Source organism: Clostridium sp. CMCC3677, from assembly GCF_023845585.1.
Lineage (GTDB): Bacteria > Bacillota > Clostridia > Clostridiales > Clostridiaceae > Clostridium > Clostridium aquiflavi.
Genome location: NZ_JAMQHS010000002.1, coordinates 381,367 through 392,715, shown reverse-complemented (window position 1 = coordinate 392,715; position 11,349 = coordinate 381,367). Strand labels below are relative to the sequence as shown.

The 11,349-nt window shown below is 27.5% G+C and carries 9 protein-coding genes; 7 read left to right on the top strand and 2 right to left on the bottom strand.

Going from position 1 to position 11,349, the window contains the following annotated elements:
• Positions 1-114: 114 nt before the first annotated feature.
• The 4 genes from NG901_RS03740 (at position 115) to ybiA (ending at position 4,276) form a co-directional block, all read left to right on the top strand.
• Positions 115-1,011 (top strand): NUDIX hydrolase, encoded by an 897-nt coding sequence (locus tag NG901_RS03740; RefSeq protein WP_252212401.1) that lies wholly within the window; start codon positions 115-117, stop codon positions 1,009-1,011.
• A gap of 40 nt (positions 1,012-1,051) precedes the next feature.
• On the top strand, positions 1,052-1,855 hold the full coding sequence (locus NG901_RS03735; protein WP_252212400.1) for a phosphoribosyltransferase family protein: 804 nt from the start codon (positions 1,052-1,054) through the stop codon (positions 1,853-1,855).
• Between the two features lie 94 nt (positions 1,856-1,949).
• The gene (locus NG901_RS03730; protein ID WP_252212429.1) at positions 1,950-3,419 is read left to right on the top strand and encodes a nicotinate phosphoribosyltransferase; all 1,470 of its coding nucleotides are present in this window, start codon (positions 1,950-1,952) and stop codon (positions 3,417-3,419) included.
• A 29-nt stretch (positions 3,420-3,448) separates the two neighbouring features.
• On the top strand, positions 3,449-4,276 hold the full coding sequence (ybiA, locus tag NG901_RS03725) for a riboflavin biosynthesis intermediates N-glycosidase (RefSeq protein ID WP_252212399.1): 828 nt from the start codon (positions 3,449-3,451) through the stop codon (positions 4,274-4,276).
• Positions 4,277-4,361: 85 nt separating this feature from the next.
• Here ybiA and NG901_RS03720 read toward each other — a convergent pair whose 3' ends face one another.
• Positions 4,362-5,198 carry a FlxA-like family protein gene (locus NG901_RS03720; protein ID WP_252212398.1) on the bottom strand — a complete coding sequence of 279 codons (837 nt, stop codon included), beginning with the start codon at positions 5,196-5,198 and terminating at the stop codon, positions 4,362-4,364.
• A gap of 170 nt (positions 5,199-5,368) precedes the next feature.
• On the opposite strand from NG901_RS03720, the gene NG901_RS03715 reads away from it, so the two are divergent.
• The 3 genes from NG901_RS03715 (at position 5,369) to NG901_RS03705 (ending at position 9,594) form a co-directional block, all read left to right on the top strand.
• Positions 5,369-7,195: a S8 family peptidase gene (locus tag NG901_RS03715; RefSeq protein ID WP_252212397.1), complete on the top strand. Its 1,827-nt coding sequence runs from the start codon at positions 5,369-5,371 to the stop codon at positions 7,193-7,195.
• The gene (locus tag NG901_RS03710; RefSeq protein ID WP_252212396.1) at positions 7,182-8,903 is read left to right on the top strand and encodes a S8 family peptidase; all 1,722 of its coding nucleotides are present in this window, start codon (positions 7,182-7,184) and stop codon (positions 8,901-8,903) included. The genes NG901_RS03715 and NG901_RS03710 overlap by 14 nt, the downstream gene beginning before the upstream one ends.
• A 184-nt stretch (positions 8,904-9,087) precedes the next feature.
• A complete protein-coding gene (locus tag NG901_RS03705; RefSeq protein WP_252212395.1) occupies positions 9,088-9,594 on the top strand; it encodes an NUDIX hydrolase in 507 nt (168 codons plus the stop codon).
• A 309-nt stretch (positions 9,595-9,903) separates the two neighbouring features.
• Here the strand turns inward: NG901_RS03705 and NG901_RS03700 are convergent, their stop codons facing one another.
• On the bottom strand, positions 9,904-11,265 hold the full coding sequence (locus tag NG901_RS03700) for an MATE family efflux transporter (RefSeq protein ID WP_252212394.1): 1,362 nt from the start codon (positions 11,263-11,265) through the stop codon (positions 9,904-9,906).
• Positions 11,266-11,349: the final 84 nt, after the last annotated feature.

Below are 11,349 nucleotides of genomic sequence, written 5' to 3'. Positions count from 1 at the left end.
AAACCATATAATGTATTATAAATACATAAAGTCAAATTGATAATATCTAAAAGATATTATCAAAGAAAATAATCTCTTAAAAAATTAAGTTAAATAGTTTAGAGGTGAAAAAGTATGAATAAAGAAAAACTAGATATAGATGAGAAAATATTTTTGAAAAACTATGATGTTAATGAGTTTGAAAGACCTAGTGTCACAAACGATGTAATAATATTTACCACTGATGATGTGTTAGAAGAAAATTCACGCAAAGTTCCAAGAAAGGGTATGGAAGTGCTTTTAGTAAAAAGAGATGATCATCCGTCTAAAGAGAAATGGGCAATTCCAGGAGGTTTTGTAAAAATGGATGAAAGCTTAGAAGAAGGGGCTATAAGAAGACTGAGAGAAGAAACTGGAATAGATAATGTTTATATAGAACAATTATATACTTTTGGAGAAGTAGAGAGAGATCCAAGAACTAGGGTTATAAGTGTTGGAAATATAGCCTTAATAGCAAAAGAAAATATTAATTTTAATAAAACAAAAGATACTATGGAAACAAAATGGTTTTGGATAAAAAAAGATTTAATCGAATCTACTAAAGATGAAAAATATATAATAAATAAATATATTTTAGAACTTAAAGCTGAAGATTGTGAAAAAACAAAAATTTCTTATGAAATCACTGAAAAAATAGAAAAAGGTATATTAAGAAGAAAAGTTTTAACTTATAAGCTAATGAATACTTCAAATGAAGAATTAGCTTTTGATCATTACAAAATATTAGATTATGCTATTGATAGAATAAGAAATAAAATAGAATATACACCAATTGCATTAAATTTATTACCAAGATTATTTACAGTGAAAGAACTACAATTTGTATACGAAGCAATCATGGGAAGAGAAATCTTAAATTTTAGAAGAAAAATGGATGACATGATTATAGAAACTGATGAAAAAATAGAAGGTAAGCCTTTTAGACCAGCTAAGGTATTTAAGTTTAATGAAAATTTTGAACATAAATTTTAAATTATAATATAAATATTCACATAGAGAGGTGGATTTGGAAATGCTATATTTAAATGGAAAAAAGGTTGAGATGAGAAAATTCCCCAATGGAGAATCATTAATTAGTAGTGAAAACTTAATTATAAATGAAAAAGTTAATGAGATAAAATTAAAATTTGAAAGTGATGAAGATATAACTAAATTAATATTTATTAAAGGTCATTTAGACGAATTCAATTTAAGATGTAATTTAGTTATGGGATATATGCCATATAGCAGAATGGACAGAACTGAAGGTATGACAGTGTTTACATTAAAACATGTTTGTAAATTGATAAATTCATTAGATTTTGAGAATGTATATATTTATGAACCACATTCAGACGTAAGTGTTGCATTACTTGATAGGGTAAGAGTAATTAATATGTCTAAAGAATTAACAGAAAAAGTTTTAAATGAAGTTAAAGAAAATGAAGATGAGCCTATTTATTTAGTTTATCCAGATGCAGGAGCAGCTAAAAGGTATAGTAAGCAAATTGAATTTGGCAGAGTATTAACTGCAAATAAGGAAAGAGATTTTAAAAGTGGATATATTAAAAAGCTTGATATAAATGGAACTTTAGATAATAACAAGTTTAAAGCAATTATTGTAGATGATTTATGTTCAAAAGGAGGAACATTTACACTTACAGCAGGTAAACTTAGAGAAATGGGAGCTACAGAAATATATTTAGTTGTAACTCATTGTGAAGATACTATATTTAAGGGAGATATTTTAAAAACGGATTTAATTAAAAAGGTTTATACAACAAATAGTATTTTAAATAGAGAGCATGAAAAAATAGATGTAACTAAATTAATATAAAAGAATATAATTCCTAAGAATTTAAGAATTTAAGAATTTAAGAATTTAAGAATTTAAGAAAATATGAGGTGTAATTAAAATGAGGAAGTGTGAAATTATGAGTCCGTTACTATTAACTGATTTTTATAAAACAATACACCATATGTGTTATGCAGAAGGATTGACAAAACTTGTGAGCTATTGGACGCCTAGAATGTCTAGAAAAGAAAATATGGATAAGGTTGTTATGTTTGGATTGCAATCTTTTTTGAAAAAATATATGATTGACTATTTTAATGAAAATTTTTTTAGTGTTTCTAAGGTGCAAATAGTAAATGAATATAAGAGAGTTATTTCAAAAACAATGGGGGAAATGGCAGCAGATACTACTCATATTGAAAAGCTTCATGATTTAGGATATTTGCCTATTCAAATTAAAGCTGTTTCAGAGGGGATAAGAGTTAACATAAAGACTCCAATGATTGAAATAACTAATACTCATGATGAGTTTGCATGGCTTGTAAATTATTTAGAGACATTTATGAGTTGTAATATATGGCAACCAATGACAAGCGCAACCATTGCTTATAGATATAGAGAAATTGTAGAAGAATATTTTAACTTAACAGTAGTGAATGGTGATGTAACTAAAGCTTGTGGAGATTTTAGTATGAGAGGTTTTAGTTCAATAGAAAGTGCACAAGTTAGTAGTGCTGGACACTTACTTTCTTTTACTGGAACAGCTACTATTTCTTCAATTCTTTATTTAGAAGATTATTATAATTGTAATATGGAAAATGAAATTATAGGTATTGGTACTCCATCAACAGAGCATAGTGTAATGTGTAGTTATGGTAGTGATGAACTTAAAGCTTATAAAAGATTAATTAATGAGGTATTTCCAAGTGGAATTTTAAGTATAGTTTCAGATACTTATGATTATTGGAATCTAATAACCAATATTCTTCCAATATTGAAAACTGATATTTTAAATAGGGATGGAAAAATTGTTATAAGAGGTGATAGTGGGGATCCTGTTAAGATAATTTGTGGAGATAAGGATGCTCCAAAAGACAGTCCAGAATATAAGGGAACTGTTGAACTTTTATATGAGATATTTGGTGGACAAGTAAATAAAAAAGGATATAAAGTTTTAAATTCTCATATAGGAACAATTTATGGAGATAGCATTACAGTAGAGCGATGCAAAGAAATATGTAAGCAGTTGATGAATAAAGGTTTTGCAGTAAATAATTGCACTTTTGGAATCGGATCATACACATATCAATATAATACTCGTGATACATTTGGATTTGCATTAAAAGCAACTCACGCAATTATAAATGGAAAAGAAAAGTTTATATTTAAAGATCCTAAAACGGATAATGGAAACTTTAAAAAGTCACAAAAAGGTATGTGTTATGTTTATAAAAAAAATGATGATATTCTTTATAAAGATGAATTAACAATACAAGAACAGGAAAACTGCAAAGATAATTTACTACAAGTTGTATTTAAAGATGGAAAATTAATCAAAGAGTATTCATTAAAAGAAATAAGAGAAAGACTGCATGGAAAATTTTAAGTTATATTAAAGAAAGAAGAGTGAAAATTGTGAGTAATTATGATATGAATAAGTTAATGGCTCCGTTGTGGATTAAGTATCCTAATATACCAAATGGAAGTATTGGTTGGAGAATGGGGGATGGTGAATCATATAGTGAAAAATTTTATAGATGGTTTTCGAAGCTAAGTGAAGAAAAGAAAAATAAATACAATGAGTTGTTTGAAAAGCCTAAAATGTGGGAAATTTCTACTTCGTTTAAAAATATTAAATTTTGGACCAAGAACGGAAAGCCAGAATATTCAAGGAAGCAATTAATAGAAGATTTTAGTAAAAGAAATAAAATTAAATATACTTTCTTTTGGGGACACCAACCTTCTAAGAATGGTGAGATTTCAACATCATGTTTTAGTCAATGGTATGAAAGTGATTTTAATATAGGACATATTAAATATTTTTGTATGGAGCAATATATGATGTCATATAAAGCAAAGCTTTTTAATGATAAGGAAATAGAAGAAAAAATAATGAATAGTAAACATCCTAAAGAGATTAAAGCATTAGGAAGAAAAATCAAAAATTTTGATGAAGATACTTGGAATAAGTATAAATATTCAATAATTTTAAATGGAAATTATACTAAATTTACTCAAAATGAAGAGCTAAGGAAATTCTTATTAAACACAAAAGATAGAATTTTAGTAGAGGCAAGTCCTTATGATAACATATGGGGAATTGGCATGAGTAAAGATAATCCCAATGTTGAAGATCCTACAGCGTGGAAAGGTGAAAATCTTTTAGGGTTTGCTTTAACTGAAGTTAGGAATGAAATAAGTAAAGTATATAAAAATTATGATAAAATAGATTTTGATTTATAGTTTATACAATTTAAAATAGTAGATAACTTATTTTACATAAAGCTATCTACTATTTTTTAGTTAGAATTTTAAATGTTTTTAGAAGTTATTTATTTTGCTTAGTTTTTAGATTTTTATCTAAATTTTGTTTTAAGTTGTCTTTGATATTTTCTTGTTCTTTATCATCACTCACAACTTGTTTTTCTTTGTTGATTTTATCATCATTAGAGTTAAGTTTTTTAGTAGCTATTTGAGTTTTATATTGTATCCTTTTAGCAGCATTATTAATTTTATTGATTTCTTTAGATACACTATGCTCTAAAGATGATATGCTTTTAGTGATTTGAGCTAGACGTTTGTCGTTGTAATTATTTGGATTGGTATATCCATTTAAGTCGGTAACATGTTTAATATAGCCCTTTTCAACTAACTGCCTATTTTTACTATCTTTAAGCATATGAATATTATCATTAGAATGACTGAACTTTATAAGTTCATTTAAACTTGCAGAGATTATTATATCATCTCTCACTTCATCTTCATTAGCTTTTAGCTCTTCTTCTTTAGCTTTTTTCTTTAACATCTCTTCTTGCTCTTTTTGAACTTCTTTTTCTTTTTCGTTCATGTTTAATTGTTGAATTTGAGCTTCTATATCTTGAAGGTTTTCATTTATTTCTTCAAGTTTATATTTCTTTTCTTTAGGATCCATAGGTGTTTCAATTAAAGATTGTTTTCTTTCTTTTAAATACTGTTTTTGCTTTTGAAGGTTTTTAATTAAGTCATTTTTATTGTTATCTTGTTTTTGTATATTAAGACTTGATGTTTTTTTATCATCATTATTTTTTTTCAAATCTTTGTTATAGTTATTATTAATTTCACCTATTCTTTTAAAACTATTAGATCTAACTATATTTATATTATTTGAATTTATATTTAAAATCATAATGGAAAATAATCCTCCTTTCATAAAATAATTCATACAATTTAATTATCGGATAATTTTTCAAAAGTTTTACATTATAAGAATATAAAGATAAAAATATCCTTAAAAAGAAATTTTTATAATAATTTACACATAATAATAATTATAAACAATGTGGGAGATTGGTAAAAATGAATTCAAGAATATGTTCCGGATATTATTCAGGAGATTCGCCTAATTTTTTAGTAGAATATAGGGGTGATTTTAAAGGCCAAATAGATAAAATACCATATGCTTGTGGGGATGCATTAACTAATACTATAGGTGTTATATCAACACCATATGAATATTTAGATCAAATATTAATTGATGTCCCTTCAATTAAATTTATTGATTTTAGAAGTATGTCTGTATTGCAAGATATTTCACCAAGCTCAATTGATCAAATATTAACAATAAAGAAAAATCCATATTTAAATTTAACAGGAAAAGGTGTATTAATAGGCATTGTAGATACAGGAATTGATTATTTAAATAATGAATTTATTAGGGAAGATGAAACATCGAGAATAGTTGAAATATGGGATCAAAGTATAGAAAATGTTAAAGCTGAATCTGTGTATCTTGGTAACATTTATTCTAATGAAGAAATAAATAAAGCAATAAATGCCTATAAAAATAAAGAGGATCCATATGCTATTGTTCCATCAAAAGATGATATAGGTCATGGAACAGAAATGGCTGGGATAATTGGAGCTAGGGGGTATAATGGTAACTTTCAGGGAGTTGCAAATGATAGTGAATTTGTAGTTGTAAAACTCCTTGAATCTTTAAATTATCAAAAAAGCTTAAAAGAAAATAATGTTAAATATACACCGGTATATAATTCGGCTGAAATATTAGCAGGCATAGAATATTTAAAGAATTTTTCAATAAAAATAAATAAGCCAATGGTTATATATTTAGGGGTTGGTACAACCGAAGGAAGTCATGATGGTAATAATTTAATTTCAAGATATTTAACTTCTATAGCTAGCATAAGAGGGATAGCGTTAGTTGCAGGAGTTGGAAATGAAGGGGCAGCAGGAGGGCATGCATCAGGCCTTATTAAAAATGTAGGTGAAACAGATAGTATGGAATTAAATATACCTAGGCAAATGAAAAATTTTTCTTTTAATATATGGGTAAAAAGACCTAATAAAATGTCACTAAATGTAATTTCACCTACAGGAGAAGAGAGCAGTTTTATTCAAGCCAAAAGAAATAAAAGAGAAGAAATTAATTTTGTTTTTTCAAAAGCTAAATTAAAGCTTAACTACTATATGCCTGAACATTTTTCAGGGCATGAAGTTATTGAATTGATTTTTAATAATATAAATCCTGGTATATGGAAATTTATTTTAAGAGGAGACTATATAAGTGATGGTGTATATAATGCATGGCTTCAGCCTGAAGCAACATTACCAGAAAATACAAAGTTTTTAGAACCCGATCCATTTAGTACATTAACAATTCCAGCAACTGCTAGAAAAGTGGTTACAGTTGCATACCATGGATTAGTTAATGAGTCATTAGTTGCAACGTCAGGAAAAGGATTCAATACTAATAATTTAATTAATCCAGATATTGCTACAGTAGGAATAAATATTTTAACAACAAAAGCTCTAGGAGAAACTACTGTTGTATCGGGTAGTTCAGCTGCAACAGCTGTAATTGCAGGAGGATGTGCACTTTTATTGCAATGGGGAATAGTTGATGAAAATGATACTACTATGTATTCCACTAAAATCAGGAGTTATTTAATATATGGTGCTTATAGAAAACCAGAATATATATATCCAAATAGAGAAATTGGATATGGAAGTTTTGATATATTGGGGACATTTAATGTTATAAGTAGAAAATATATAAAAACTAGGGAGAATATGAATTTTAGAAATGACAACTTTATTAAATACCAAGTTGATAAACTATTCATAAGGATTCCAAAGGAGATGATACGAAATGCTAAGATATGAATCTAATATGCCTAGAAATCTTTTTAACAATACAGATTATAATCACTACATTGTACAATATCAAGGTAAAATCAATGATGAAGCATTGCAGAAGGAAGGATATTACATAGCAACAGTTAATGATAAATATGCTATAATTTCGACTCCAAAAGAAAAGAAAATTAATGTAAATGATCCTTTATTTTCTAATATTGTATATGTTAAAGGGACAGAAACTTATACACTTCAAGAAATTACACCTATAGAAGCTTCACAAGTAAGGAGTTTACAGATAGATTTACCTCTTCAATTAACTGGCAAAGAAGTAGTTGTTGGAATTATTGATACTGGAATTGATTATTTAAGCAGTGAGTTTATGACTTTACAAGGTGATACTAGAATAGAATGTATATGGGATCAAACAATAACATCAGATAAAGATGATGAAATTGAATTTATACCATATGGAGCCTTATATATAAAAGATAAGATAAATGAAGCGATAAATGCTTATAGGCAAGGGAAATCACCATATGACATTGTACCTAGCATTGATGAAGTTGGACATGGAACTAGTATGAGTGGAATAATTGGTGCCACAGGTAAAAATCCTGAACTTAAAGGAGTTGCACCTGATTGCAAATTTGTAGTTGTAAAATTAATAGAAGACTATTCAAATAAAGCTCAATTTAATGCACAAGTTCCTATTTTTAATATTACTGCAATATTTTCTGCTTTAGAATTCTTATATGAATATGCTTTAAGAAAAACTGAACCCATGGTTATATATCTTCCACTTGGAAGTAACTCTGGAAATCATAGAGGAAATGGTATTTTACAGGAATATATAGAATCAATTTCTAATAGTAGAGGCATAGTTGTAGTAACAGGTGCAGGAAATGAAAGATCTAGGGCGGGGCATGCTTCAGGTGTGATTGCTAAAGAAGGTGAAACAAGAACCATAGAATTAAATGTATCGCCAGATCAAAAATATTTGTGGGCAGAAATTTGGATTGACCCACCTAATATAATGACAGTAGATATAGTATCACCTTCAGGAGAAAATACTGGAATAGTACCTGCTATAATTAACCTTACTGAAGAGTACAATTTTGTTTTTGAAAAGACATCAATAAAAATTGAATTTTATATTCCAGAAGAAAATACAGGAGACGAGTTGATTCGTATACAATTTTATAATTTACAACCCGGAATATGGCAAATAAAATTAATAGCTAATTTAGTATTAGATGGAACCTATAACATATGGATACCTCAATATGGATTATCAATAGGGGACACTTCATTAAGCCCATCGGACCCTTTTGGTACATTTACTAATCCAGGTGGATCAACAGCTATAATCACAGTAGCTGCATATAATCAAAACAATAATAATATAGTAAATTATTCAGGAATGTCATTTTTAGATGATTATATTGATAGGGTTGATATTGCGGCAGGTGGAGTAAATGCGGTAACTGTAGCTCCTAATAATTCAATTACAACAGTAAATGGAACTAGTGTTTCCGCTGCTGTTGTTGCTGGAACTTGTGCTATATTATTTCAATGGGGAATTGTTGAAGGAAATGATCCTTATATGTATTCTCAAACAATAAAAACTTATTTAACAAGAGGAACTAAAAAAAGACCTGGAGATTCATATCCTAATCCTCAGTGGGGATACGGAATATTAGATGTACTTGGAATTTTTTCTAATATGACTTAATTGATGTATAAAATAATAACTTAATATTAAGGTGGGTTTCAAATTTAATTATTTGGAACTTCTTTTTTTATAATAGTTAAATGATATAATTTATATTAAGAATGGATAAAATTATATGTATATGATTATTAGAAATTTATAATGTATTAAATAAAACATTAATATAACAAATGGAGGACTTATGATGGACGAGCTATTAGATATATATAATAAGAATGGTAAAAAAATTGGAGTAGTAAAAAGAAGAGGTGAAACTTTGCAAAAGGATGAATTTAATTTTGCAATTGAATTATGGGTAGTAAATAGTAAAAATGAAATATTAATTCAAAAAAGAGCATCTTGTAGAAAAGTATTACCGAATATTTGGGGAATGACAACTGGATACATAAAAAGTGGAGAAGATACAAAGAGTGGATGTATTAGGGAAGCAAAAGAAGAAATTGATTTAAAGATGTCAAATGAAGATTTAATACTAATTTCTAATTTAACACATGGAAATACTATATGGGATGTGTTTGCAGTAAAACAAGATTATGATATATCAAGAGCAGTTTTACAAAAAGAAGAGGTTAGCGAGATTAAATGGGTATCTATTAATAAATTTAAAGAAATGATAAACACTGGTAAAGCCTTTAAATATCCAGAAATATATGATATTTTAAACAAAATACAAGAAATGCTAATGGTATAAAATAAAAATAGAATATTAAGCAATAAAAAGGTGTGTATAATAAATAAAAATTACTATATATACCTTTTTATTTGGCTATGTTTTAAAACAGTGTTGATATTGTAGTATAAAGCTCATGGACAGAAGTTAAAAATGAAACTCGACTCATTTAGATTCGCTGAGTAAGTTCATGTTTCCAAATGTAAAATTTGGACACTTACTTTTAGATTCTCACTTAAGAGTTCTAAAAAGCAAATTCCAACGCCAGTTCGCCCTTATACTAAAATATCAACATTCACTTAAAACATAGCCTTTTATTTTATAAATGTACTAGTTTGATTTTTTAAATATGGGTTCCCTTTTATATATACGAACAAATAATAAAACTGAAATTATAGCAGATATTATCTCTGCAATAGGGAATGAAATCCATACTCCCATAAGTCCCATTGATTTTGATAATATATATGAAATAGGCAATATAATTATAAGTTGACGCATTAATGATATAACTGAGCTATAAAGTCCATTTCCAATAGATTGAAATAATGTAGGAAATATAAAATTAAATGATGCTGCAATATAACTAATGCTTATTACACGTAATGCAACAGTTCCAAGAGAAAGCATTTCCTCAGATGCATTAAATAACATAAGTAATTTATCAGGAAATACAGCAAATAGTATATTACCAAGCATCATAATAATTATAGACACAATTAAGCTTGATTTTAAAGTAATAATTAAACGTTGTCTGTTATTAGCTCCATAATTATATCCCATTATAGGCATTGCACCTTGAGTTAACCCTTTTATCGGCATAAATACAAAGGTTTGTAATTTAAAATAAATACCGAATAATGATACTGCCAAATTAGAAAAGTTAACTAGTATAGCATTTAATCCCATAACTAAAATAGAATCTAATGATAACATTAATATTGAAGGAAATCCTACTGTATATATTTCCTTAACAAGAGGGAAACTAAATTTAAAATTGTTAGTCTTGACTTTAACGTGATGTTTTTTTAATACCAAAATGATAACAGCTAAGGACATAGCACTAATTTGTGAAATTACAGTAGCTATAGCAGCTCCTTTAATTCCTAATGCAGGAAATCCAAATAATCCAAATATCATAATTGGATCAAGTATTATATTCATAGCAGCACCAAATATTTGTAGCATCATTGGATAAAGCATTTCTCCAGTAGATTGTAATACTTTTTCTATTGCGATATGTATTAATGAACCAAAAGAAAAAATAATAACTATATATGAATAACTGCAGCCTAAGTTAAATATATTTTCTGAATTTGTAAATAAATTAAAAAAAGGTTTTATTGCAAGAATACTTAAAAGAATAAATCCTATCCAACTTATGAATGCAAGAATTAATCCATGAGTTACTGCATTATTTGCATCATCAAAACTTTCTTCCCCTAATTTACGAGATATATAAGAATTTATACCCACACCTGTACCAACAGCAACTGCTATAATAAAATTTTGGAGTGGAAAAGCAAGAGAAACAGCAGTTAATGCATCTTCGCTTATTCTAGCAACAAACATACTATCAACAATATTATAGAGAGCTTGTACAAACATTGAAATCATAGGTGGAAAAGACATTGACATCAATAGCGGAAATACAGGTTTTATTCCCATTTTATTTTTAGTTATTGTTTCCATTGTTTTCAGTCCTTTCTTAAATAAAAAACCCCACTTAATACTGTTTTGGTACCAAGAAACAGTAAAAAGTGGGGTATATAATTC

Bases quoted from the DNA above. Each gene is read 5' to 3' on its own strand.
- NG901_RS03710 (WP_252212396.1), top strand. From the start codon at position 7,182: ATGCTAAGATATGAATCTAATATGCCTAGAAATCTTTTTAACAATACA.
- NG901_RS03700 (WP_252212394.1), bottom strand. From the start codon at position 11,265: ATGGAAACAATAACTAAAAATAAAATGGGAATAAAACCTGTATTTCCG.
- NG901_RS03740 (WP_252212401.1), top strand. From the start codon at position 115: ATGAATAAAGAAAAACTAGATATAGATGAGAAAATATTTTTGAAAAAC.
- NG901_RS03720 (WP_252212398.1), bottom strand. From the start codon at position 5,198: ATGATTTTAAATATAAATTCAAATAATATAAATATAGTTAGATCTAAT.
- NG901_RS03715 (WP_252212397.1), top strand. From the start codon at position 5,369: ATGAATTCAAGAATATGTTCCGGATATTATTCAGGAGATTCGCCTAAT.
- NG901_RS03705 (WP_252212395.1), top strand. From the start codon at position 9,088: ATGGACGAGCTATTAGATATATATAATAAGAATGGTAAAAAAATTGGA.
- NG901_RS03735 (WP_252212400.1), top strand. From the start codon at position 1,052: ATGCTATATTTAAATGGAAAAAAGGTTGAGATGAGAAAATTCCCCAAT.